Genomic DNA, 24434 nt, shown 5'->3' on the forward strand with positions numbered 1-24434 from the left:
ATGCCGTCGACAAGCACGGGCCACTGGTCGGATCAGGAGCAGCAGCACATCGTGAGCAGCGAGAACGCAGACGCGGGCACGGAACACGACCAGCAGGTATGGGATGTGGTGGTGGTCGGCGCAGGTCCGGCCGGGGCCTCGGCGGCGTACGCCGCGGCGGTGGCGGGACGGAGGGTTCTCCTCCTGGAGAAGGCCGAGTTGCCGCGTTACAAGACATGCGGCGGAGGCATCATCGGGCCGTCGCGCGACTCGCTTCCGCCGGGATTCGAACTGCCGCTGCGCGACCGGGTGTACGCGGTGACGTTCTCGATGAACGGCAGGATGACGCGGACCCGCCGGTCCAAGCAGATGCTCTTCGGGCTCATCAACCGCCCCGAGTTCGACCAGGGGCTGGTCGAGGAGGCGCAGAAGGCGGGTGCCGAGATCCGTACCGGCGCCGCCGTCTCCCGTGTCGAGCAGCACGGGTCCGCCGTGCCCGACCGGCGCACGGTCGCGGTCGTCCTCGCCGACGGCGAGACGGTGCTCGCGCGCGCGGTCGTCGGGGCCGACGGCAGCGCGGGCCGGATAGGAGCCCATGTCGGGGTGAAGATGGACCAGGTGGACCTCGGCCTTGAGGCCGAGATCCCGGTCCCGCCGACGGTCGCCGAGGACTGGGCCGGGCGGGTACTCATCGACTGGGGCCCCATTCCGGGGAGTTACGCGTGGGTGTTCCCCAAGGGTGACACGCTCACCGTCGGCGTGATCTCGGCGCGGGGCGAGGGTGCGGCCACCAAGCGGTATCTGGAGGACTTCATCGCCCGGCAGGGGCTGGCCGGTTTCGAGCCGTCGGTCTCGTCCGGCCACCTCACCCGGTGCCGCAGCGAGGACTCGCCGCTGTCCCGCGGCCGGGTGCTGGTGTGCGGGGACGCGGCCGGCCTGCTGGAGCCGTGGACGCGTGAGGGGATCTCGTTCGCGCTGCGCTCGGGGCGGCTTGCCGGTGAGTGGGCGGTCCGGGTCGCCGAGGCGCACGACGGGGTGGACGCCCGCCGCCAGGCGCTGAACTACGCCTTCGCCATCAAGGCCGGTCTTGGTGTGGAGATGGCGGTCGGGCGCCGGATGCTCAAGGTGTTCGAGCGCCGTCCGGTGATGCTGCACGCGGTGATCACCGGGTTCCGGCCGGCCTGGAAGGCGTTCGCCGGGATCACCCGTGGTTCGACGTCCCTGGGCGAGCTGGTCCGTACGCATCCGCTGGCGCAGCGCGCACTCGGAGTACTGGACCGCAAGGAGGCCGCGAGGACGGCCGGGAAGGCGCCGGCCCCGGACGCGGAGGACGAGGCCGCCGAGGGCAGCGGCGAGGACGCGGGCAGGCAGGTCAGCCCGGTCGATTAGGAGCTGTCCGGCCGGTCATGCCGCGGTAGCGGCGCCCGGTCGGCAGACCGGACGCCGCTACCGCTCACCTTCAGGCCGGTGAGGAGACCGCCCCGCCGAGATGCCGGGCGAAGAACCGGACCGCGCTGTCGGCCTCGAACCTGGGCATCTCCATGTGCTTGCCCGCGTTGGCGTGCAACGTCTTCTCCTCCGATGCGAAGGCTTCGAACAGCGCGAGACTGGCCTCACGCGGGATGCGCTCGTTGTCCCACTGCACGTCGAACTCGATCGGGACGGTGATCCGCTTCGCCTTCTCGATCAGGGCGTCGGGCCACATCATGCCGAAGACCGCGGCCGTGATCCTGGGCTCGACCGCCACCAGCGGCACCCCGATCGCCATGCCCAAGCCGATGCCGACGTAGCCGACCGGCCCATCGGCGCCGATCTCCGGCAGTTCCTGAAGGGCGTCCAGGGCCGCCTGCCATTCGGGCACGGCGAGCTCCGCCAGGCGGGCGTTGTAGCGTACGACGATCGGGCCTTCCGGCTCGCCCGCCGCCTGTGCCTTGCGCAGTTCGGCGATCTCCCGCTCGTCGTGGGCGGTGCGCGGTCGGTCGCCGTGACCGGGTGCGTCGATGACGGCGGCATGGAAGCCGCAGCCGGTCACGAGAAGGCGGGCGCGGCCCGCCATGGCCCGATGCTTCTTGTGGGCGCCGCCGCCGTGGCCCATCAGGACCAGGGGCGCTCGATCGGTGGCGGAGGCCGGTGACCAGAGAACTCCGGGGACGCCGCCCACGGTGAAGTCGCGCTCGACCACGCCGTTCGACGAGGACTCGGCGGTGAAATGCAGAGAGTGCATAGCTGTTGCCTTTCGGGAGTGCCTTGTTGTCGAGGCGCTCCCGGCGATACCTACGTCAATCGCCCGGCCGTGACGGGAAGGGGGAGCACCCACGTCGATACAGCGTTCACGGGTCTCACCTCCTCGGGCGGTGTCGCGGTCGACTGCAAGTTACCAGCCCCGGTCATCACTCCTCCAACCCTTTTCTCGACCGTGATCACGACTCGAGGCAGGCCCTGGGCGGCGGGGAACAACCGCTGCGAGGCTGTCACGACGACCGTGCGCCCGGCCGGACCTCAATTCGGCGCCGTGATGCGGAAGACGGGGTGGTCGGGGGCGATCCGGCTGAGTTCCTCTCCGGCCGAGTCGGCGCTCACTCCGTCGAAGAAGGCCCCGACCTCCAGCTTCCAGCGCTTGAGATAGGCGCGGAGGATCTCCGGCTTCTCCTCGTCGGTCACCTCGACCGCGCGGAAGGGCTGCGATCTGCGGCCGAGCAGCAGCTCACCGCCACCGGCCGCGCGCATGTTATGGGTCCACTGGACGTGCCCGCGCGCGGCGACCAGATACTGCCCGCTCTCCAGCGTCAGCAGGTTGACCGGGGTGCGGCGCCACTGGCCGCTCTTGCGTCCGCGCACCGCCAGGACCCGGGATCCCCAGACGCTGAGACCGCGCCTGGTCAGCCAGGCGACCATCCGGTTGAGCACCTTGACCGTGAACCAGCCGGGCTGCCTGACGTAGGTGGTCATGGGGGAACTCCTTCAGTGAAGTGTGAGCAGTGCTCTCGTTCGTGAGCAGTCTGCCTCGGATGACTGATCCAAAGCAAGAGCGCTGCTCTCGTTATGGATCGGTGATCTGAAATCTGGCAGACTGGCGACCATGAGCGCTGTCCGAGGAGCCAGAGAACGAGCCCGCACCGAGATCACCGCAGCCATCAAGGACGAGGCGCGCAGACAACTCGCTGACGAGGGAGCCGCGAAACTCTCCCTGCGTGCGGTCGCCCGCGAACTGGGCATGGTCTCCTCCGCGCTCTACCGCTACTTCCCGAGCCGTGACGACCTCCTCACCGCTCTCATCGTCGACGCCTACGACGCGGTCGGCGAGACCGCGGAGGCGGCTCTCGCCGGAGCCGCCCCGGGGGCCTCCGCCCGTACCAGCTGGGTCACCGTCTGCAGAGCGGTACGCGGCTGGGCCCTGGCCCGCCCGCACGAGTACGCCCTGATCTACGGGTCGCCGGTCCCCGGCTACACCGCGCCCAGCGCGACCATCGGCCCCGCGTCCAGGGTCGCCCTGGCCCTGATCTCCATCGCCCGCGACGCGTACCGCGGCGACGGCCTCGCGCTCCCGCCGGTGGCCCCCGCGCTGCGGCCCGAGGCGGAGCGCCTCGCAGCCGACATCACCCCGGACCTCCCGCCCGCCGCGGCTGTCGCACTCGCCGTCGCCTGGGCGCAGCTCTTCGGGCTCATCTCGTTCGAGCTCTTCGGCCAGTTCAACCGGGTGGTGACGGACCGCGACGCCTTCTTCGAGCAGGCAGCGGAGAACCTCGCCGACTCCGTCGGGCTACTCCGCCGGGAGTAGACCTGACCGCCACGCCGGGCTGACGTCCCGGGCACCCCCGCCGGTCTAGCGTTGCCTCCATGGACGAGCCCGGCACGGACGAGCGACGCGGACCCCTGAGGGGCGGACCACCGTGGACGCGTGGCCGGACCGGCGGTGGCCGTACGTCACGAGGGCGTGGCGAACGAGGCGGGCATGGCGGGCGCGGCCTCCGGCACCCGGTGCGGGAGGACGGCGGCCCGGGCCGGTGGCAGCCGCCATGGACAGGGGCACCCGCACACCGGGTGCCGTGGCGCTCCACCCTCGTCCTCACCGTGATCGTCCTGGTGGGGACCACCATCGCCGCCCACGGGCAGGCCGGCTACCGCGCCCCGCTCGACGTCCGGGCCAGGCTGCTGCTGCTGGCCGGGCAGGCGTTCCTGCTGCTCCGACTCAAGTACCCGGTCCTCACCGCCTTCGCCACCGCGGCCTGCGCGATGGTCTATCTGGGCGCCGGATATCCGTACGGACCGGTCTTCCTCACCGTCGCCGTCGGCTGCTTCGGCGCCATCGTCGCAGGCCACCGCTATGCCGCCTGGTCCGCCATCGCGATGCTCTGGGCCGGGCACGTCCTGACCGCCCACTGGCTCTACCGCTGGCTCCCGCCCGCCGGTGACCACGCAGCCCCCTGGGGGCAGGAACTCGCGGTCACCGCCTGGGTGGTGGCGATCCTCGCCGCCTCCGAGCTCGTCCGGGCACGGCGCGAGCAATGGGCCCGCGAACGCGCCGAACGCCGGGCTTCCGAGAAGCGCCGCGCCGACGAGGAACGGCTGCGTATCGCCCGTGAACTCCATGACGTACTGGCCCACAGCATCTCCGTCATCAATGTGCAGTCCGGCGTCGGCCTCGCCCTCCTGGACTCCGACCCCGAGCAGGCCCGTACCGCGCTGACCACCATCAAGGCCGCGAGCAAGGAGGCGCTGGGCGAGGTGCGCCAGGTGCTGGACACCCTGCGGGCGCCCGGTGCGGCCCCGAGGGCGCCGGCCCCCGGACTCGGCCGGCTCGCCGAACTCGTGGAGCAGGCATCCGCCGCGGGCCTCACGGTGGACACCGTGACGGAAGGCGTACGCAAGGAGCTCCCGCCCGGCTCCGACCTCGCCGCTTTCCGTATCGTCCAGGAGGCGTTGACCAATGTGGTGCGCCACTCCGGGTCCCGTTCCGCCCGTGTCACCCTCGCCTACGCCCCGCAGCGGCTGGACCTGCGGATCGAGGACGAGGGGCCGGCCACCGGCGGCGACGCCCAAGGGAGCGGTAACGGGCTGGTGGGCATGCGGGAGCGGGCGGCCGCGCTGGGTGGCACGATCGACGCGGGTCCGCGTCCCGGAGGCGGGTTCCGGGTCGAGGCCGTGATTCCGTTCACCGGCGGCGCCTCCGCGCCTCGTTCCGAACCGCCCGCCGAACCGCCCGCCGCACCGGAGGAGTCACCGTGATCCGTGTCCTGCTCGCCGACGACCAGTCCCTGGTCAGAGCCGGATTCCGGGCGCTGCTCGGGGCTCAGCCGGACATCGAGGTGGCCGGCGAGGCCGCCGACGGCGCCGAGGCGCTGGCGCTGGTACGGGAACTGCGGCCGGACGTCGTGCTGATGGACATCCGGATGCCGCTGCTCGACGGCCTGGCCGCCACCCGGAAGATCACCGCGGAGCCGGAGTTCGACGGGGTCAAGGTGGTCATGCTCACCACCTTCGAGCTCGACGAGTACGTCTTCGAGGCGATCCGCTCCGGAGCCTCCGGTTTCCTGGTCAAGGACACCGAGCCGGAAGAACTGCTGCGCGCGGTACGGGCGGTGGTCGACGGCGACGCGCTGCTCTCGCCAGGCGTGACGCGCAGGCTTATCGCCGAGTTCGCGGCGCGCTCCAAGGAACCGGCCGCAGCCGCCGGCCTCGGCGGACTGACCGAACGCGAGCGGGAGGTGATGGCCCTGGTCGGGATCGGCCTCTCCAACGAGGAGATCGCCCGCAGGCTCGTCGTGAGCCCGCTCACCGCCAAGACCCATGTCAGCCGCGCCATGGTGAAACTCGGCGCCCGCGACCGGGCCCAGCTCGTGGTCCTGGCGTACGAGTCGGGGCTGGTGCGCCCCGGCTGGCTGGGCTGACCGCGGGCCGCCGCCGTACCGCCCGGCGGCCCCAACCGATGCGCAGCCCACCCCGCTCAGGACGAGGCGAACGCGAACGCGTCAGGACCAGGTGATCGCCGAGGTCTCCCGCCACAGCCGGGCCAGGGACGCATCGCCCGCGATGGACACGGCAGAGAGCGGGCGGCGGTTCCAGAGCGTCGCGTAGAGCAGCGCGGCGTCCCCGCTCAGCTCGCAGTCGGCGGGGGCGCCGTCGCCGGTGCGCTCGGCCTGTGGTGGTCCCGCCGAGAGCCGGACGGTCCATACGTCCCCGGTGTCGGTGGCCCGCACCCGGAACACCTTCGGCACCTCCGTACGCACCTGGCTCCTGGACCTCGCGTGGAACGCGCACAGCAGTTCATCGACGCCGTCCGCCGCGAACTCCGGTGCCGGCGAACCCTGTTCGGCGCCGAGCGCCGTGTCGGCGTCCATCCGGTGCACGGCGGTCTCGTGCGCCTGCCGCCGTGCCCAGAACGCCAGTGGGGACGCCGCGGGCAGAAAGGTCCAGCAGTCCAGGTTTTCCGGCGCGGCAGTCAGAGCGGCCACCAGCGTCTGGTGCCCTTCCCTGAACCACTCGACGAGCCCGTCCCCGTCGAGAGAGGGCTCGGCGCCGGCCCGGCGGAAGCCGGTGTGTCCCTCGGTGATGAAGGCCGTTGCCCAGCGGTGCACCGCGCCCGTGTGCCGGAGCAGGTCCCGTACGTGCCAGCCGGGGCAGGTGGGCACCGTGGACCCGGTCCCCGCACGCGCGGCCGCCGTGGTGAGCAGACGGCCCTCGCGGTCGAGGGCCCGGACGAGTACCTCGGTCGGCAGGGGCTCCATGCGGGCGATTGTGTCAGGGCCTCAGGCGGCCTCGGAAGCCGATGCGTTGCGGGTGGCGTATCCGATCAGGGCGGCGACCGCGGCGAGCAGCGCCACCGTGGTGAGGGCGACGGGGAGCGACAGCCAGTCCGCGACGAAGCCGATCACGGGCGGGCCGATGAGCATGCCCCCGTAACCCAGGGTGGACGCGGTGGCGACCCCGCCGGGACCCGCCAGGGCGCCGGCCCGGGCGATCGCCACGGGAAAGCTGTTGGCGAGGCCAAGACCGGCCACCGCGAAGCCGGCCAGCACCAGCCAGACCGTGGGTGCGAGCGCCCCCAGCAGCAGTCCGGCGGCCGCGACGGTCGCGCCTCCGACGAGGGCGCGGGTCTGGCCGAGACGTTCCAGGAGCGCGGTGCCTGAGAGCCGGCCGACAGTCATGGCCAGTGCGAAGAGCGAGTACGCGGCGGCCGCGATCCCCGGATGCGCATGGAGATCCTGCTTCAGGTGCAGGGCGCTCCAGTCGGCCATCGCACCCTCCCCGTACGAGGTGCACAGGGCGATCGTCCCGAAGACCAGCACCAGCCGCCCGGTATGGCTACCCAGGCGCAGCGGCGCCGCGTCCTGTACCGGGGCCCGTGTTGTCGCAGTGGGCGGGACCGGGACCGGGTGCCGGAGCAGGCCGCGTCCGGCGGCGCAGGTCACCAGGAGTCCGATGACGGTCAGGCCGAGCAGATGGGACGCCGCCGACAGCCGGCCCGCGACGAGTCCGCCCGCACCCGCTCCGACCATGCCGCCGAGGCTGAACGCGGCGTGGAAGCTGGACATGACCGGGCGGCGCAGCGCGGCGACCAGATCGACGGCGGCGCTGTTCATCGCGACGTTGAGCCCACCGTACGCGGCCCCGAAGACCAGCAGGACCAGGCCGAGAGCGAGCGCCGAGTGCGTCTGCGGCGGCAGCGCGATGCTCAGCGCGAGGAGGGCCGCGCAGGCGACCGTGACCGGATGGCTGCCGAAGCGCCGGCACAGCCGCCCCGTGAGCATCATCGTGATCACACCCCCCGCGGACACTCCCAGCAGCGCCAGGCCGAGCGCGCTCGCCGAAGCGCCGGTCTGCTGCTTGATCGCGGGGATGCGGACCACCCAGCCGGCGAACACGAAGCCGTCCAGGGCGAAGAAGACGGTGAGGATGACCCGCAGACGGAGCAGGGAGGGTATGGCGCTGTTTTCGCCGGGACCCCCAGAGAGAGCCGTCCCGACTTTGTTTAGATTCGGCACAAAAGAAGCATAGGGGGAGCGCCGACCGGGAACAAGGGCGGTACCGGCTCGTCTTCCGCCGCCCGGGATCATGGGAGACTCGCCCCCATGAACGGCAAGGTGACGACCAACCGGACCAGACTGGAGCGTGGACGCAGCGCGCTGGGACCGGCGCTGGAACTGGTCCACACAGGCCGGGCGCCCACCCGGGCGGTGCTCACGGCGGAGCTCGGCGTCACCCGCGCCACCGCAGGAGCGGTCGCGGCCGAGCTCGAATCGCTCGGGCTGATCCAGGTCGACTCGCGCCCCGGCGCCGCCGCCGGCTCCCAGGGCAGGCCCTCGCACCGGCTGTCCGTCAACAACAGCGGACCCGTCGTGCTCGCCGCGCAGGTGCACGCGGACGGTTTCCGCGCCGCGCTCATCGGGCTCGGCGGCCGGGCGGTCGCCACCTCGCCCGGCTGTGTCACGGTCTCCGCCGACCCCGCGCAGGTCCTCGGCGCGGTCGTCGACGAGGGGGCCGCGTTGCTGCGCGACAGCGGTCTGCGCTGCGTCGGAGCGGGACTGGCGGTGCCGTCGGCCGTCGCCGAGCCGGAGGGCACCGCGCTCAACCCGCTGCACCTGGCGTGGCCCGCGGGAGCCCCGGTCCGCGACATCTTCGCCGACCGGGTCCGCGCGGCAGGCATCACGGGGCCCGCCTTCACCGGCAACGACGTCAACCTGGCGGCGCTCGCCGAACACCGGCACGGAGCGGGCCGCGGCGCACAGCACCTGCTCTGTGTGGCTACCGGACACCGCGGGGTCGGCGGCGCCCTGGTCCTCGACGGCCGTCTGCACACCGGGAGTTCGGGCCTGGCCCTGGAGGTCGGGCACGTCACCGTCAACCCGGAGGGCCGCCCCTGCTACTGCGGAAGCCGGGGCTGCCTCGATGTCGAGACCGACCCGCTCGCCTTCCTGACCGCGGCCGGACGCACCCCGGGCCCCGAGGTCTCGCTGCTCCAGCAGTCCCGCGACATCCTCCGTACGGAGTACGACGATCCGGGGGTACGGATCGCCGCACAGGAGATCGTCGACCGCCTCGGGCTCGGCCTGGCCGGACTCGTCAACATCCTCAACCCGGACCGCATCATCCTCGGCGGGCTCCACCGCGAACTGCTCGACGCGGACCCGGAGCGGCTGCGCGCGGTCGTCGCCGACCGGAGCCTGTGGGGGCGCAGCGGCGGGGTGCCGATCCTGCCGTGCACGCTGGAGCACAACAGCCTGGTGGGCGCAGCCGAGTTGGCCTGGCAGCCGGTCCTCGACGACCCGCTCTCGATCATCGGCTGAGAGCGGGGGAGGCCCGGCTCAGCCCGTGCGGACACCTTGCTTACATGGACCGCCCGGGCTTACGCGGGCCACTCAGGTCCACGCGGGGCCACTCAGGCTTACCCGGGCTGCTCAAGCTATGTGCCCTGGCCGGAGCGCCGGTGTTCCCTCCCCGTTCCGGGCGGAGCGGTCCCGTTCAGCAGGGCGAGCCGCGCGGACGCCGCCTCCAGCAGCAGGTCAAGGCTCTGTGCGTAGGCGGTGCACTGCATCTCCGCCAGCAGAAGCGTCGCCGTCGCCGCGATATGGGGATGGGTGCCGGCCGGCAGCACCGCGTAGGTGCGGTGCCAGACCTGCCGCTCCGCCTCCCGCGCCTGCGGTGGCAGGGCCATGGTGCCGGCGTCCAGTGCCGCGAAGGCGAGGCTGGTGTCGACGAAGCTGTGGTAGATCCGCACCGCCTCCGGGTCCGGGAAGCCGCCATCGCGCAGCACCCCAAGGATCGACTCGACCGCGTTCACCTCGTGCGGCCGTCCGGTGACCCGGTGCGCCGCCAGCATCGCTGCCTGCGGATGCTCCTGGTACGCGGCGTGCATCCGAAGTCCCTGCTCACGCAGGTCCTTCCGCCAGTCCCCGGTCGGCGCCCAGCCCGCGAACGACTGGCCGATCAGCTCGTCGGCGACGGCCAGCAGCAGCCCGTCGGTGTTCGGGAAGTAGCGGTACAGCGCGCTGGGGTCCGCCCCCAGGGCAGCGCCCAGCCGCCGTACGGTGAGCGCCTCCGCGCCGTGCTGCCGGATCAGCCGCAGCGCGGTATCCACGATCAGTTTCTCCGAGAGCACCGTGCCCTGCTTGGTGCGCCGCCTACGTGCTCCGGTCGTGACCTGCCGTCCGCTTCCGTCCGTCATGGCCGCGACCTTATGTCAACATCGTTGACTTGGTAAGAGGCGGCGCGCTTCCATGTGGCTCCGGCAGGCGAAGGCAGTGTCTGTCGAGGCACTAGCGAGAGCAGCGGTGGCCCGATGACAGCAGACCTGAGAAAGTCCCTCGGCGTGGTGGACGGCGTGGTGATCGCCGCGTCCAGCACAGCCGCCACATCCAGTATCGGCATCGGTCTGGGCCTGATCGCCGGGGTGGTCGGTCTCCATCTGCCCATCATCATGCTGCTGGCCTTCCTGCCGGTCCTCGGCATCGCCGCGGCCTTCGGCCGTCTCAACCGGGTCGAGCCCAACTGCGGCAACAGCTATGTCTGGGTGGGGCGTTCACTCAGCCCGTGGCTGGGATTCCTGTCCGGCTGGGTGAACATCGTCGGCACCGTGGTCTTCCTCGCGTACACCACCACCGTCACCGGCTCCGTGCTGTTGCAACTGGCGGGCGAGGCCGGACTGCACTCCGCAGCCGGACTTGTCCTTGACCCCGGGAACACCCTGCAGACCACCCTGATCGGGATGGTGGTCCTGGCCCTCGTCACCGCCGCCGCGGTTACCGGCATCGACGTCGCCGCCCGTATTCAGCGCTATCTGCTGGTGTTCGAGTACCTGGTACTGCTGGGCTTCTGTGGGTACGGGCTCTTCGCGGGCACCCATCCCTTCACCTTCGACTGGTTCAACCCCTTCACCATCCCCTCCCTCTCGGGGCTCGCCCAGGGGATGGTGCTGGCGGTCTTCTGCTACTGGGGGTTCGATGCCGCGTTCAGCGTCTCGGAGGAGGTCCGCGACCCGCGCGACGCCTCCCGGGGCGGGATGATCGCCCTGGTGACGATGCTGGCCCTGTTCCTTCTCGGCGGGACGGCCTTCCAACGGGTGCTCTCCCCCGGGGAGTTGGCCGACCACGGCGCCGAGGGGCTCACCTTCTTCGGTAACCGGCTGGCCCACCAGCCGCTGGCGGCGCTCCCCCTGATCGCGCTGATGTTCTCCGCCGTGGCCTCACTGCAGTCCGGCGTCATCCCGACCGTGCGCGGGATGTTCGCCATGGGACGCGACCGCACCCTGGGCCGGGTCTGGACCCGGATCGACCCGAAGTACGGCACACCCGCCCTGGGTACCCTCCTGGTCGGCGCGATCGCCGCGCTGGTCGCCGTGGCGTCGCTGGTCATTCCGCGGGTCAGCGACCTGATCAGCGCGGCGGTCAACGCCATAGGCATCGTCGTCGCCCTGTACTACGGTCTCACCGCGCTCGCGGCAGCCGTACGCTTCCGCTGCCTGCTGCGCAGCGGCCCCGGGGAGGCGCTGGGCTCCGTCGTCGCCCCGGTGCTGAGTGCGCTGGTGCTGTTCGCGCTGGGCGGCTATATGTGCTGGGGGTACGCCACGTCAACCGACCACTTCGCGCTCAACGCGGACAACGGCTGGTTCGCCCTGATGGTGCCGGTGCTGATGGTCGTGTCCGGTGTGCTGGCGGCCGCCTGGGCCAAGTGGGGCCGAAAGTCCCCGTACTTCAGGACCGGCCTGGCCACCGACGCCGACGCCCTCGACCTGCTCGGTCCCGGGCCCACCCCCGTCTGACCCCACCGCGACCTGCTTCACCGTCCGACCCGCACAGCGGCACCACGCGCCTTACCCGCCCACGCGCCTTACCCGCACCAGCCGCATCAGCCACACCCGGCCCTCCCGGGCCGCCTGACAACTTACGGAGTACCGCATGACCACCCACGCCGATCTCGTCTTCACCGGCGGCCCCGCCTTCACCACCGACCAGGCCCACCGCTGTGCGGACACGGTGGCTGTCCGCGGCGACCGGATCGTCGCCGTCGGAGGGAGCGAGGTGCGCGAGCTGATCGGACCCCGTACCGAGGTGATAGGCCTGGCCGGGCGGCTGCTGGTCCCCGGCTTCACCGACGCTCATGTCCATGCCGTCTTCGGGGGCGTCGAGCTGGGCGAGTGCGACCTCACCGGCACCACCGATCTCAAGGAGTACCTGAGCCGGATCGCCGCGTTCGCCGTGGCCCACCCCGAACGCGAGTGGATCACGGGCAGCGGCTGGTCGATGGAGTCCTTCCCGGACGGTGTGCCCACCCGGCAGCTCATCGACGCCGTCGTCGCCGACCGCCCGGTACTGCTCTTCAACCGGGACCACCACGGCGCCTGGGCCAACACCCGTGCCCTGGAACTCGCCGGCCTCACCGCCGGATCCACCGACCCGGCCGACGGCCGGATCGAGCGCGAGCCCGACGGCACCCCCGGCGGAATGCTCCAGGAGGGCGCGACCGGCCTGGTCGCACGCCTCGTCCCGCAGACCACCACCGCCGAGCGCGTCACGGGGCTGCTGCGCGCCCAGGCCGTACTGCACTCGCTGGGAATCACCGGCTGGCAGGACGCCATCCTCGGCGTCTTCAACGGCGGGCCCGACGTCTCGGACGCCTACTCCACCGCCGCCCGCGACGGACGCCTCACCGCCCGCGTCAACGGCGCGCTGTGGTGGGACCGTTCGCGGGGCGCCGAGCAGATACCCGAACTCGTGGAACGGCGTGCGAAGTTGCGCGCAGGGCGCTTCCGGGCCGACTCCGTCAAGATCATGCAGGACGGCATCACGGAGAACTTCACCGCCGCCATGACCGCCCCCTACCTGGACTCCTGCGGCTGCGCCACCGTCAACAGCGGTCTCAGCTTCGTCGACCCGGCCGCGCTGCGTGACCATGTCACCGCGCTGGACGCACTGGACTTCCAGGTCCACTTCCATGCGCTCGGCGACCGTGCCGTACGCGAGGCCCTGGATGCCGTCGAGGCGGCTCTGACAGCCAACGGCCGCCGCGGCAACCGGCACCACCTCGCCCACCTCCAGGTCGTCCACCCGGACGATGTGCCGCGCTTCGCCCAGCTGGACGCGATCGCCAACCTTCAGCCGTTGTGGGCGACCCACGAGCCGCAGATGGACGATCTCACCATCCCCTTCCTGGGCGGTGAACTCGCCTCCCGGCAGTACCCGTTCGCCGATCTGCTGCGCGCCGGGGCCACTCTGGCCGCGGGCAGCGACTGGCCGGTGAGCAGCCCCGACCCGCTCCAGGGCATCCATGTCGCGGTCAACCGGAGCGTCCACGGCGAGAACCGCCCGCCGTTCCTGCCCGAGCAGCGTCTCGGCCTCAGCACCGCGCTGAAGGCCTACACGGCGGGCTCGGCCCATGTGAACGGCCTCGACGACGGCGGTGCCATCCGCGTCGGAGCCCTCGCCGACCTGGTCGTGCTCGACCGCGACCCGTTCGCCGGACCGCCGGAGGAGATCGGCGGTACGGGCGTGGCGCTCACGTACGTCGGCGGCGAGCGCGTCCACGCGAGCTGAGACGGACCGGGCGGTGAGCCGGACACGGCCCCCCTGCTCCGGGCAGGGGCGGCCTGCCGTACTCCACGTACTCCCGGAGAGCCTCCCCGTACTCCCGCCCAACCTCCTCGTACTCCCGTCGGAGCAGGCGCACTGCCGCTGGCCGTACGACGCCGTGGGCCGCTCGTCGAGAGAGGCTCGATGTCAGCAGGGAACCAGTTGGGAACTTTCCCACCGAGGAGCTGAACCGACATGAACACGCTGGCTTTCGCAGGACCCGGGCCGTGGATCCTGTTCTTCCCGTTCCTCTGGGCGGTGGTCATCTTCACGGTCGTCACCGTTCTGCGCCGTACCGTGTGGCGCGGCAGGCGAGGCCCGTGGCAGGGCCCCGGCCGGATGAGCTCCGCCCAGGGCGAGCCCGCGCCGATCGCGATTCTCGGCCGCAGGTTCGCCTCCGGAGAGATCGACGAGGAGGAGTACTGGCGCCGGCTGTCCGTCCTGGACGAGCAGTTCGGCCACGTCTCCAGGGGCGGGCCCCTCTGACCCGTCACCTCGTCCCGGCGTGGGGGCCCGCAGCGATGCTGCGGGCCCCCGTGACCGTCCGGCCGCCGGTCAGCTCACCAGCGCCGACCGGTCCACCGGGCGGTCGTCGGCGAACGGCCCGGATGTCGTCGCGCCGTACACCGGAGTGCGATGGGCGAGTGGTGTGGCGGGCGGAGCGGCCGGCAGCGTGAACCACACGACCTTCCCCGTCGCCCCGTGCGGCCGTACGCCCCAGCACTCGCTGACAGCGGCGATCATCGAAAGGCCGCGCCCGCAGGTGGCGAACTGCTCGGCGTCGCACACCATGGGCATCCGGGGGTCGTGGTCGCGGACGGAGACAGTGAGCCGGTCGAGCAGCAGATCCATCTCCACGGTGCACAGTTTGTCCGGCTGGGCGTGCCGGTGGACATTGGTGAGTAACTCGGTGACGCCCAGCGCTGCTTGGTCGATCAGGGGATCTAGATGCCAGTAGCGCAGTTGCGCCGATACGATTCTGCGGACTTGCCCGATGCGGGACGGCAGCGCTTGAAGTTCTACCGCGCAGTGCCTGGTTGGCTGGGTGATCACGGCAGCGACTCCCCGAATGAGGTCCGGAAGAAGGCGAAGTGGCCCGGCGGAGAGCTGTTCTCAGCGTGACTGCCGGTAAACCGTTAGTGATGTGACACCAGAGTCACCCAGGGGGTGGGGCTTCGCAACTCGCGCCGGGCTCAGCGCCTGCTGCCCCTGTGGACCGCGTCCAGGAACCTGGAGACCGACCTGGAGCTGTCGAGCGGCATGTTCCGCTGGCCCATCGTGAGCCGGTAGCGAGTGCCGTTGACGGTCGCCACCATGCGGCCGACCTTGGCGAACCACGGCTTTCCCGCGCTGACGGTGGTCAGCGGGGCGCTGTCGATCTCGCGTCCGCTGCTGGTGAGCAGCGCCAGCCTGCCGTCCTTGATCAGTACCTGTCCGGCCCGGGTGAGCGAACGGGTCCACCGCTCGATCCGTACACCCGTCGCAGTGAATTCTGCCTCCGACATCGCGCTCCCCGCCCTCTTCTGTTCGTCTCCCTCCGGGAAGTGTGCCGGGGCTCGGGCCCGCGCACCAGTACACCGGGGGTAACGGCTCCGCATTGGCATGTGCCGGTGTGTCCAGCGGTTCCACAAGTCAGCCCTATGGGTGGTCAAAGTGAACGTTTGTGCAGGTGGGGCGGGTATGGTCACGGTGGAGACCGGAGCGGAAACCATGAGGGGCGGCACGCGTGAGTACGAGCGCACAGGGACCGGGGGGCGGAGCGGCGGCGACCGCCGATGTGGACCGCAGCGACCCGGAGTACCGGGCCTGGCTCAAGGAGGCCGTCCGCAAGGTCCAGGCCGATGCCAACCGGTCCGCGGACACCCATCTGCTGCGGTTTCCGCTGCCGGAGGAGTGGGGCATCGACCTCTATCTCAAGGACGAGTCCACCCACCCCACGGGCAGCCTGAAGCACCGGCTCGCCCGCTCGCTCTTCCTCTACGGGCTCTGCAACGGGTGGATCCGGCCCGGCAAGCCGGTCATCGAGGCGTCCAGCGGTTCGACAGCGGTCTCCGAGGCGTACTTCGCCAAGCTCATCGGCGTCCCCTTCATCACCGTCATGCCGCGTACGACCAGCCCGGAGAAGTGCCGGCTGATCGAATTCCACCGCGGGCAGTGCCACTTCGTGGACGACTCGAGGAAGATGTACGAGGAAGCCGCCTCGCTCGCAGCGTCTACCGGCGGCCACTACATCGACCAGTTCACGTACGCGGAACGGGCCACGGACTGGCGCGGCAACAACAACATCGCCGAGTCCATCTACCAGCAGCTGAGGCTGGAGCGGTACCCCGAGCCCGCCTGGATCGTGGCGACCGCGGGGACGGGCGGCACATCCGCGACGATCGCCCGCTATGTGCACTACATGCAGCACGACACCCGGATCTGCGTCCCCGATCCGGAGAACTCCTGTTTCTTCGACGGCTGGACCCGGAACGACCCGACCGCGACCAGTGACTGCGGCTCACGTATCGAGGGCATCGGCAGGCCCCGGATGGAACCGAGCTTCGTGCCCGGTGCCATCGACCGGATGATGAAGGTCCCGGACGCGGCCAGCGTCGCCGCCGTCCGCGCCCTCGACCGCGCCATCGGCCGCAAGGCGGGCGGATCGACCGGTACGGGGCTGTGGAGCGCGCTGAAGATCGTCGCCGAGATGGTGGCCGATGGGAGTACGGGCAGCGTGGTCACCCTGCTCTGCGACCCGGGCGACCGCTACCTGGACAAGTACTACTCCGACAGCTGGCTGGAGGAGCAGGGGCTCGACATCACGCCGTACGCCACGGCCATCGAGAGGCTGCTGGCCACGGGCGTCTGGACCGACTGAGGGCCTGGTCCGGACCGGCGGGGGATCTGGTCCGGCCGGTCCGGCGGATCCGGTCCGGCCGGTCCGGCTGAGGGCCCGGTCTATGCGGTGGCCGCGGCGATCCGGCCGTCCAGATTGCGCGTCGCGTCGCGGAAGGCCCGCCCCAGACCGGACCGGCCCAACCGGATCCCGGTGAGCAGCGGTGCGAGCCCGTCCGCGGCGAAAGTCCACTGGACGCGGGTCCCGGAGTCCGTCGCGGTGAGCCGCCACTCCTCCAGCAGGGCCCGCAGGCCCGGGGTGTTGCTCTCGTCGATCCGGTAGGCGTACCGGGTCGAGGGCTCCGCGGCGACCACCGACTCCTGGAAGCGGGTGCCGCCCTTGAGCCGCACCTCGCGGCCGCCCTTGGTGGCGCGGCACATGGTGACCGCGGTGAACCAGGACGGCCAGCCCGCGATGTCCTCGGCCAGCGCCCGGTAGACGGCGTCGGGGGCGGCGGACACTCCTGCGGCGAAGACCAGGCGCAGCGGTGCGGTCTCGATGAAGTCGAGGCCGACGGGGCGGAGTCGGTGAGCCATCGGGCCGCACCTCCAGAGGTCGGTGGGGACAGGCCCGCATACCATAGCTGACGCTTTATCAGCTGTCTGTACCGGGGGAGGCGGGCGTCCGCGCGGACGACGCGACGCCGGGCTTCCCAAGGAAGCTACCGGCAAGTAAGAATCACTCCGTACGCGCACCTGTGCGATGTGTACGCCGCAGCGCACCGAACTCTGGAGGGCTCATGCCGGCCGCTGACCGTCCGACGAAGTATCTGGTGGCCCTCCTGGCCGGTGCGGGAGCGGCTCACTTCCTGGCTCCGCGCCCGTTCGACACCACGGTGCCGCCCTGGCTGCCCGGCAGGGCCCGGACCTACACCCAGGTCAGCGGAGTGGTCGAGCTGCTGCTCGCGGCGGGTGTGGCGCTGCCCGCCACCCGAGGGGTCAGCGCGCGCGCCGCCGCCGGCTTCTTCGTGGCGGTCTTCCCCGCGAACGTGCAGATGGCGTACGACTGGCGGCACCGGCCCGCGCCGCTGAAGGCAGCGGCGCTCGCCCGCCTGCCGCTCCAACTGCCGCTGGTCGCCTGGGCGTCGAAGGTGAGCCGGACCGCGCGCCGCGGCGCCGCCGCGCGCTGACACCGTCGCGGCGCGCGGTCCGGCGGCCGGGCTCACTCCGTCCGGGCCGCCCCGGATTCCAGCGCCCAGTCCACCATCCGGGGCAGCGGCGCCAGTTCCAGCAGGCCCGTGACCGTACCGGCCGTGAGGGCGTGCCAGAGTCCGGGCCTGCGGAGCATCGCGTGATCCCCGCCGGTGACCGTCAGGGCGCACGCCCGGGCACCGGATTCCCGGGCCCGGCGCACGAACGCGGCGCTTTCCCCGGGATCGGTCGTACGGTCCCGGTCCCCGTGCAGCAGCACGACCGTGCGGCCGTGCAGATGACCGGCCGCCTCGTCCGGCGGGCACCAGGGGGCCAGGCCGACCACCGCGCGTACCGACGGGTGCGCGGCCGCGCTCAGCGCCGCACGGCCGCCCATGGAGTGCCCGACGAGAACCACCGGGATGTCGCCCGCGGTTGCGGCGAGTTCATCGAGGGCGCGCCGCGCGTCGTGCGCGGCGTCCGCGCGGGTGCCGTTCCAGCCGTGGTACCGGTAGCGGACCCGCCCCAGCAGCACCGAGTGCCCCGCCGTGGCCCCGGCGATCCGCGAGGCGATGGGCCGCATCCGCACCTCCGGCAGATTCCACGGCGGCGGCGGACGCAGACCGTCGGCCCGGCCGCCGTGCAGCAGCAGCACCGCGGCCTTCGGGGCCGTGCAGGGCCTGGTGAGTATCAGGGCGGGCTGCTGCACGCCGTCATTGCGCCGTTCGGACACGCGCGGGACTTCCTTTCCTGGCCGGTGGGTTCGCGGGCCCGTACGGCTGCGCCGTCCGAACCCCCCGCAAGGTTCTTCGTGGCCGCCGGGGGTTCGGATCGCCCCACCGCGGAGCATGGAGCGCGTGGCCGGGTCCGCCCGTCAGCCGGTGTCCTCGCGGCCACCCGCCACGACAAGACCCGGCAGATACTCGGTGATCTCCTCGCGCGCCTCTTCGGACAGCCCGGAGTCGGTGACGAACGCGTCCACGTCCTCCAGCGCCGCGAACGAACTCAGCCCGACTGTGCCCCACTTGGTGTGGTCGGCGACCACCACCACCCGCCGCGCGGACTGCACGAACCTGCGGTTCGTCTCCGCCTCCGCGAGATTGGGCGTGGAGAGCCCTGCCTCTGCCGATATGCCGTGCACACCGAGGAACAGCACATCGAAGTGGAGCGACCTGATCGCCTGGTCGGCCACCGGGCCCACCAGCGAGTCCGACGGCGTACGCACCCCGCCGGTCAGCACCACCGTCGCGGCGCCCGGCCGCTGCCCGCCCCCGCCCATGACCCGCTGAGCGGCGTGGAAGACATCGGCGACACGCACCGAGTTCGTCACCACGGTCAGATCCGGCACGTCCAGCAGCTGCTGGGCGAGGGCGTAGGTCGTGGTCCCGCCGGACAGGGCGATGGCACTGCCGGGCGCGGCCATCGCCGCCGCGGCCCGCGCGATGTCCTCCTTGGCGCTCAGTTCGAGACCGGACTTGGCCTCGAACCCCGGCTCGTGCGTGGACGCCTCGACCACCGGCACCGCGCCGCCGTGCACCTTCTCGATGACACCCTGGCGCGCCAGCGCGTCCAGATCCCGGCGGACCGTCATGTCCGAGACGTTGAGCTTGCGGGTGAGTTCGTTGACGCGGACTCCGCCCCGCCGCCGTACCTCGTCGAGGATCAGGGCGCGACGCTGCTCCGCGAGCAGATTCTGATTGTCGCTCACCGCAGAGTCCGGTCCTTCCACGCGCCGATGCGGTGGCCGGAAGCCAGGATCTTCCGTCTGGACCGGGCCGGGGCCCGCGGGGTCCGGCCCGGTCCGAACAGAAGACCCTCACCCCTGGCCAACGGGGATCCCCCATCCTCGCACGCAGAGTTCTCCGCCGCGCCACTGGTTGTCCGTCCTCTTCCGGGGGGAGATTCAGTGAGAGACGTGCGGCGGGCCGCAGCCATCCGGGATTCTGGACACACCGCCGACCGTCCCCTTCACGAGAGCGAGCCACCGCAGTGTCCCCACCCCCGTCCCCCGGTGAGAGCGGTGCCCCCGCCCTCGAACTCCTCGTTCACGGCGTCGGCGGAGCCACCCCGCAGGGGATGCTCGGTGACGCGCACACCGTCCGGATCACCGGCGACGAGACGGCGGCCGTCTACCGCCGTGCCGTCGACACCGACGCCGACGCGCACCCGCAGAACACCAGGGGCCGGCCGGTCCCCGAGGCGTACGTCTGGTCCAACCTCACCTCCGGCAACAGCGCCCGCGCCCTGTGGCTGCTGCTGCTCCCCTTCATGGTCGTCAACCTCGCCCACTGGATGCTGCCGTCCGGCCGCGGCGGGTTACGTGTGGTCCGGCTGTACGGCGTGCTGGTACGGCTCGTCGCGCTCAGCCTGACCGTGCTGCTGGTCGCCTCGGCCTGCGAAGTGGCACTCGATCTGACGGCCTGGCAGTGCGCCGGATCGTCCGGCTGCTCCGACGGCAAGTCCTGGCTCGGGTTCCTGGCCGCCGCGCACGGCGGCTGGTGGGCGCAGCCCGGCCGGAGGCTGGCCGCGGCCGCGCTCGTCCCCTCGGCTCTGACGGCGCTGCTCTGGTACCTCTCCAACCGCACCTGGAGCGCGTACGAGTCCCAGCAGCCGCTGGGCGACGACGCCCGTGCGGCGGATGCCGGAGATCCCGGCGACGGCGACGGCGACGGCGACGGCGGGGGCCCCGGGCCCGCGCTCGGCAGGCCCGGGTTCTGGTACGGGCGCAGGCTCGTGGCCCGGCTGCGCGCGGCACACACCGCCGCCGGATTCCTGACCGTCGCCGCCGCGCTCACTGTCGCCACGGCCGCCTTCGACCGCCGCTCGTCGGCGACCCTCCTGGAGGCCATCGGCTGGCTCCTTGAGGCAACGCTCCTCGTGGCGGCCGCAGTTGTGGTGTGGGTGGTCTGCCGCAGGGGCCGTACCGAGACCCGGCTCGACGAGGAACTCGACCGGGCCGTCGTCACCCTGCTGCCGGGCGGCGCACTGACCCTGCTCGGACTCTCCGCCCTCTACGCCGCATGGTCGCGGCCCGGCTGGCAGTCGAGCGGCACCCTCCCGGGCGACCGCAGCTTCGGCATCCTGACCCTCGCCCAACTCGCTCTCGTCGTCGTGCTGACCGCTGTCGCCATGGCGATGTACCGCCGGTCTCCCCACACCCGTACCGCACTGCGCGGACTGGCCGGGCCCGCGGTCGCCCTGCTCGCCTGCGCGCTCGGCGGCGTGATGACCGGCGGCGTCGCCCAGCGCGTGGCCGACTGGCTCGACGGGCCCGGCACCCCCGGGATGGGCAGGAAGAGCTCCATCGCGGGACCGCCGGTGCTGCTCAGCTGGCAGGCGTCCGTCATCCCGGTGCTGCTGCTCCTGCTGCTGCTCCCGGTCGCCTACTACGCCCTGCGCACACTGCACCGCGAACGCCGCATCGCGGCGACCCTCATGACGGACTACCCGCACGAGAAACCGGACACCGTGCGCACCCGGCAGATCGCCGGGATCCGGGCCCGCGCCCAGCTCACCGACGCCGCACCGCCGTTCGTCGGTATCGTCTCGGCGGCCACCCTGCTGCTCGGAGGAGGCGCGCTGACCGGCTCCTGGCTCAGCGAGCAGGTGCCGGGCCGGGCGGCCGACGACGCGCCCTCCTTCATCGCGGCCGCCACCGACGCCGCGCAGGCGGCAGGGTCCTGGCTGGTCGGTCTCGGCTTCATACTGTTCGTCACCCTTGGCAGGCGCGCGTACCGTGACGCGTCGGCGCGGCGCAGCGTCGGCATCCTCTGGGACGTCGGCACCTTCTGGCCACGCGCGGCGCACCCCTTCGCGCCGCCCTGCTACGCCGAGCGCGCGGTTCCCGACCTGACGTGGCGCATGTTCACCTGGACCGACCGCACCGGCGGCAGGCTCGTCATCTCGGGCCACTCACAGGGCAGCGTGCTGGCGGCGGCCGCGGTCTGGCAGCTGCCCGCCCGTACCCGCAGCAGGGTCGCGCTGCTCACCTACGGCTCACCGCTGGAGCGGCTGTACGGGCGGTGGTTCCCGGCGTACTTCGGGCCCGACTGCCTGGACCGGCTGCACCGGGAAGTGCCCTGCTGGCGCAATCTGTGGCGGGCCACGGACCCCATCGGGGGCTGGGTGCTGCGCGACGGTGACGTCGACCGGGGACCACTGCTCGATCCGGCCGCCTACGGCAGAACCCGCGAGCACCCGCTGCCCGACCCGGTCCTGGGCCACTCCGACTACCAGGCCGACCCGGCGTTCGCCGAGGAGCGCGGGGCGCTGCTGGACCGGCTGGCGACGGCGGTGCCGCGCCAAGCCGCACACCAGGCGGCACATCAGAACCTGGGCCCTCCCGGGGGAGACGCCGGAGAGGCTGGTTCCGGTCCGGTCACGGGAGTTCTGGCAGATCCTCCGGAAACAGCAGACTGAGATCGTCGGTCGACACCTCGGAGAACTGGGCCACCCGGCCGGCGTGCCGCTCCACCATGGACTCGAACGTCTGCCGGGCGGTCCTGCCGTTGCCGAAGGCCGGACCCTTGGGCAGCACCGTGAAGTACTTCAGCAGGGCTTCCGGCGCGCCGTCGCCGAGCCGGTACTCGTGCTCGTCCGCCTGCTGCTCGACGATCCGCAGCAGCTCCTCGGGCGCGTAGTCGCCGAAGGTGATGGTGCGCGAGAAACGGGACGCCACACCGGGGTTGACGCCCAGGAAGCGCTCCATCTCCGCGGTGTACCCGGCGACGATCACCACCACCGCGTCCCGGTGGTCCTCCATCAGCTTGACCAGTGTGTCGATGGCTTCCTTGCCGAAGTCCCGCCCGGAGTCCTCGGGGGAGAGGGCGTACGCCTCGTCGATGAAGAGCACCCCGCCCCTGGCCCGGTCGAACGCCTCCTGGGTGCGGATGGCCGTCGAGCCGATGTGCTCGCCCACCAGGTCGACCCGGGAGACCTCGACGAGATGACCGCGCTCCAGCACTCCGAGCGAGGCGAGGATCTCGCCGTACAGCCGGGCCACCGTGGTCTTGCCCGTGCCGGGGGAGCCGGTGAACACGAGATGGCGGCGGGCTGACGCCGCCTTGAGGCCGGCGGCGGCGCGCCGCCGGCCGATCTCGATCATGTCGGTGAGGGCGCGCACCTCGCGCTTGACGCTCTCCAGGCCCACCAGGGTGTCGAGTTCACCCAGAACGTCCACCGAGGAGCGTATGGGCTCGTCCGCGGGCGCCGGGGCGGAGGAGGCCGGCTGCGCGGAGGGCTGGGCCGGCCGGGGACCGGGCAGCGTGCCGAGCAGACCGGATGTCTGCGTCGCGGTCGCCACGGCGGTCGCCCCTGCGGCAGGCGCCCCGTGCACCTCGGTCAGCAGGGCACTCTCGTCGCTGGCGCAGTCCTCCACCACGGGGCCGCCCGCGCCGCCCTCACCCAGGGTGCCGTCGGCGAACTCGTAACCGCTGCGCGCGCACCGCTCCGTACGGCAGCGGGTCAAGGTGGTGCGGCAGCCGTCTATGACATGGAAGCCGTACCCGGCGCTGCCCGACACCCGGCAGTTGTGGAACGTGCCGCGCCCCCCGGCCGAGACATAGAAGCCCGCCTCCGCCGGCGAGGTCACGGTGCACCGCTCGATCCTCGGATCGGCGCCCTTCGTGACGATGACACCGGTCTGGGCCGCGTCGATGGTGCAGCCGCTGAGCGTGCCGCCGCTGCCGTGGTCGCGGAACCAGGCGCCGGTGGACGCGTCCCGGATGCGGCAGTCGTCCAGCTGGGCGGTGGCGCCGTCGCTCACCGAGACCGCCGTGTTCCGCACCTGCGAGAGATCGCTGTCGACCACGTCGGCCCGTGAGCCGCGGTCCAGTACGAAGATCGCGTCCGGCACGTCGTGCACCCGGCAGGAGTCCAGCACCACCGTCGCGCCGTCGCTGACCCAGACGGCGGGGTAGTCGCCCGTACTGTCGTGGATCTCGCACTGGTTGGCATCGACCCGGGTGCCCGGGTCCCAGACCGACAGCCCGTTGCGCCCGAAGCGCCGGACGGTCGAGCGTGTCAGCGTGAGCACCGAACGGGACCGCAGATCGACCGCGTTCTCCGGGATGTCATGGATGTCGCAGTCCGACAGCGTCAGTACCGCGTCCGTGTCGAGTGTGACGCCGTCGGCCGATGTGCGGTGGACGGTGCAGTCGGTGAGATGGGCCGACGCGCGCGCGGCGACCTGCACACCGGTGCCCTTGACCTCGTAGATCTCGCAGCCGAAGGCCTCAAGGCCGCTGCCGTCGCCGGAGACGCTCAGCCCGGCCCCGGACGCGTGGTGGACCCGGCAGCTCTCGATCCTGGGGTGCGCCCCGCCGTGCACCGAGATCCCCGACTGGCCGGCCGCGACCACCTCGCACTCCTCGAACACCCCGCCGGCGCCGTCCAGTACACCGATTCCGACGCCCGCCGGATTGTCCACCGTGCACCGGCGCACGGTCGGCCGGGCGGCCCCGCGCACCTCGATGCCGACGGCGGAGCGGGTGACGATCCGCAGCCCCAGCAGCTCGGGGGTGCCCTCCTCGACGAGCAGCGCGGGCGCTGACGAGTCCTGCCCCTCCACCTGGAGGTCCTGGACCACAGCGGACGCCCGCACGGTGAGCGGGATGCCGTCGGCGGGCGCGATCCGAACCGAGCCGACCGCACCGTCGGCGCCGCGCAGCGTGATCGCGTGCTGGACGACGAGGTTCTCGCGGTACGTGCCGGGAGCAACCGTGAGGATGTCACCGTCGCCTGCGGCCTCCAGGGCTGCGGCGAGGGAGACGTACTCGCCTGTGCGGCGCCGCCACCTCGATGTTCCGGTGTACGTCACCTGGACCGTGCCCTGTGCCATGGCGCTGTTGTGCCCCCACCTCGTGTGCCCGACGGATGTGGCCCCAC

General features: G+C 71.9%; 22 protein-coding genes. 11 read left to right on the plus strand and 11 right to left on the minus strand.

Annotated elements, in window-relative coordinates; genetic code table 11:
- Window positions 1-51: 51 nt before the first annotated feature.
- Window positions 52-1368, plus strand: a complete 1317-nt coding sequence (locus OG452_RS32280) for a geranylgeranyl reductase family protein (protein ID WP_327299078.1) — start codon at window positions 52-54, stop codon at window positions 1366-1368.
- A 70-nt stretch (window positions 1369-1438) separates the two neighbouring features.
- Here OG452_RS32280 and OG452_RS32285 read toward each other — a convergent pair whose 3' ends face one another.
- Both OG452_RS32285 and OG452_RS32290 read right to left on the minus strand, forming a co-directional pair.
- The gene (locus OG452_RS32285; protein ID WP_327299079.1) at window positions 1439-2203 is read right to left on the minus strand and encodes an alpha/beta hydrolase; all 765 of its coding nucleotides are present in this window, start codon (window positions 2201-2203) and stop codon (window positions 1439-1441) included.
- Between the two features lie 275 nt (window positions 2204-2478).
- Window positions 2479-2928, minus strand: a complete 450-nt coding sequence (locus OG452_RS32290; RefSeq protein WP_327299080.1) for a nitroreductase family deazaflavin-dependent oxidoreductase — start codon at window positions 2926-2928, stop codon at window positions 2479-2481.
- A 130-nt stretch (window positions 2929-3058) separates the two neighbouring features.
- Here OG452_RS32290 and OG452_RS32295 point away from each other — a divergent pair, with 130 nt between their 5' ends.
- The 3 genes from OG452_RS32295 to OG452_RS32305 are packed head-to-tail and all read left to right on the plus strand — an operon-like array spanning window position 3059 to window position 5867.
- Window positions 3059-3757, plus strand: coding sequence for a TetR/AcrR family transcriptional regulator (locus OG452_RS32295; RefSeq protein WP_327299081.1), 699 nt, complete (start codon window positions 3059-3061; stop codon window positions 3755-3757).
- A gap of 59 nt (window positions 3758-3816) precedes the next feature.
- On the plus strand, window positions 3817-5205 hold the full coding sequence (locus tag OG452_RS32300; protein WP_442810130.1) for a sensor histidine kinase: 1389 nt from the start codon (window positions 3817-3819) through the stop codon (window positions 5203-5205).
- Window positions 5202-5867 (plus strand): response regulator transcription factor, encoded by a 666-nt coding sequence (locus tag OG452_RS32305; protein WP_327299083.1) that lies wholly within the window; start codon window positions 5202-5204, stop codon window positions 5865-5867. Before OG452_RS32300 ends, OG452_RS32305 begins: the two co-directional genes overlap by 4 nt.
- Window positions 5868-5948: 81 nt before the next feature.
- On the opposite strand, the gene OG452_RS32310 is transcribed toward OG452_RS32305, so the two are convergent.
- Together OG452_RS32310 and OG452_RS32315 are read right to left on the minus strand one after the other, a co-directional pair.
- Entirely contained in the window at window positions 5949-6704 is a 756-nt protein-coding gene (locus OG452_RS32310) for a maleylpyruvate isomerase family mycothiol-dependent enzyme (RefSeq protein ID WP_327299084.1), read from the minus strand.
- A 21-nt stretch (window positions 6705-6725) separates the two neighbouring features.
- Complete coding sequence (locus OG452_RS32315; protein ID WP_327299085.1) at window positions 6726-7961, minus strand: MFS transporter; 1236 nt, start codon at window positions 7959-7961, stop codon at window positions 6726-6728.
- Between the two features lie 87 nt (window positions 7962-8048).
- Here OG452_RS32315 and OG452_RS32320 point away from each other — a divergent pair, with 87 nt between their 5' ends.
- Window positions 8049-9263: an ROK family protein gene (locus OG452_RS32320; protein ID WP_327299086.1), complete on the plus strand. Its 1215-nt coding sequence runs from the start codon at window positions 8049-8051 to the stop codon at window positions 9261-9263.
- Between the two features lie 116 nt (window positions 9264-9379).
- Here OG452_RS32320 and OG452_RS32325 read toward each other — a convergent pair whose 3' ends face one another.
- A complete protein-coding gene (locus OG452_RS32325; protein WP_327299087.1) occupies window positions 9380-10141 on the minus strand; it encodes a TetR/AcrR family transcriptional regulator in 762 nt (253 codons plus the stop codon).
- Window positions 10142-10255: 114 nt separating this feature from the next.
- Here OG452_RS32325 and OG452_RS32330 point away from each other — a divergent pair, with 114 nt between their 5' ends.
- The 3 genes from OG452_RS32330 to OG452_RS32340 all read left to right on the plus strand — a co-directional run bounded on the left by OG452_RS32330 (window position 10256) and on the right by OG452_RS32340 (window position 14027).
- Entirely contained in the window at window positions 10256-11734 is a 1479-nt protein-coding gene (locus OG452_RS32330) for an APC family permease (RefSeq protein WP_327299088.1), read from the plus strand.
- A gap of 136 nt (window positions 11735-11870) precedes the next feature.
- Window positions 11871-13505 (plus strand): amidohydrolase, encoded by a 1635-nt coding sequence (locus tag OG452_RS32335; protein ID WP_327299089.1) that lies wholly within the window; start codon window positions 11871-11873, stop codon window positions 13503-13505.
- 231 nt (window positions 13506-13736) lie between these two features.
- Window positions 13737-14027, plus strand: coding sequence for an SHOCT domain-containing protein (locus OG452_RS32340; protein ID WP_327299090.1), 291 nt, complete (start codon window positions 13737-13739; stop codon window positions 14025-14027).
- A 69-nt stretch (window positions 14028-14096) separates the two neighbouring features.
- On the opposite strand, the gene OG452_RS32345 is transcribed toward OG452_RS32340, so the two are convergent.
- Both OG452_RS32345 and OG452_RS32350 read right to left on the minus strand, forming a co-directional pair.
- Complete coding sequence (locus OG452_RS32345) at window positions 14097-14594, minus strand: ATP-binding protein (protein ID WP_327299091.1); 498 nt, start codon at window positions 14592-14594, stop codon at window positions 14097-14099.
- 140 nt (window positions 14595-14734) lie between these two features.
- On the minus strand, window positions 14735-15046 hold the full coding sequence (locus OG452_RS32350; protein ID WP_327299092.1) for a hypothetical protein: 312 nt from the start codon (window positions 15044-15046) through the stop codon (window positions 14735-14737).
- A 221-nt stretch (window positions 15047-15267) separates the two neighbouring features.
- On the opposite strand from OG452_RS32350, the gene OG452_RS32355 reads away from it, so the two are divergent.
- Window positions 15268-16401 carry a PLP-dependent cysteine synthase family protein gene (locus OG452_RS32355; protein ID WP_327299093.1) on the plus strand — a complete coding sequence of 378 codons (1134 nt, stop codon included), beginning with the start codon at window positions 15268-15270 and terminating at the stop codon, window positions 16399-16401.
- Between the two features lie 80 nt (window positions 16402-16481).
- Here OG452_RS32355 and OG452_RS32360 read toward each other — a convergent pair whose 3' ends face one another.
- Window positions 16482-16955: an SRPBCC family protein gene (locus OG452_RS32360; RefSeq protein WP_327299094.1), complete on the minus strand. Its 474-nt coding sequence runs from the start codon at window positions 16953-16955 to the stop codon at window positions 16482-16484.
- Between the two features lie 203 nt (window positions 16956-17158).
- On the opposite strand from OG452_RS32360, the gene OG452_RS32365 reads away from it, so the two are divergent.
- Window positions 17159-17548: a DoxX family protein gene (locus tag OG452_RS32365; RefSeq protein WP_327299095.1), complete on the plus strand. Its 390-nt coding sequence runs from the start codon at window positions 17159-17161 to the stop codon at window positions 17546-17548.
- 32 nt (window positions 17549-17580) lie between these two features.
- On the opposite strand, the gene OG452_RS32370 is transcribed toward OG452_RS32365, so the two are convergent.
- Entirely contained in the window at window positions 17581-18282 is a 702-nt protein-coding gene (locus OG452_RS32370; RefSeq protein ID WP_442810132.1) for an alpha/beta hydrolase, read from the minus strand.
- Between the two features lie 141 nt (window positions 18283-18423).
- Complete coding sequence (locus tag OG452_RS32375) at window positions 18424-19257, minus strand: DeoR/GlpR family DNA-binding transcription regulator (protein WP_327299096.1); 834 nt, start codon at window positions 19255-19257, stop codon at window positions 18424-18426.
- A gap of 281 nt (window positions 19258-19538) precedes the next feature.
- Here OG452_RS32375 and OG452_RS32380 point away from each other — a divergent pair, with 281 nt between their 5' ends.
- Window positions 19539-21968, plus strand: a complete 2430-nt coding sequence (locus OG452_RS32380) for a hypothetical protein (protein WP_327299097.1) — start codon at window positions 19539-19541, stop codon at window positions 21966-21968.
- Here OG452_RS32380 and OG452_RS32385 read toward each other — a convergent pair.
- Window positions 21928-24387, minus strand: coding sequence for a right-handed parallel beta-helix repeat-containing protein (locus OG452_RS32385; RefSeq protein WP_327299098.1), 2460 nt, complete (start codon window positions 24385-24387; stop codon window positions 21928-21930). The genes OG452_RS32380 and OG452_RS32385 overlap by 41 nt on opposite strands.
- Window positions 24388-24434: the final 47 nt, after the last annotated feature.

It is taken from the genome of Streptomyces sp. NBC_01197, assembly GCF_036010505.1.
In the GTDB taxonomy this organism is placed as follows: Bacteria; Actinomycetota; Actinomycetes; order Streptomycetales; family Streptomycetaceae; genus Streptomyces.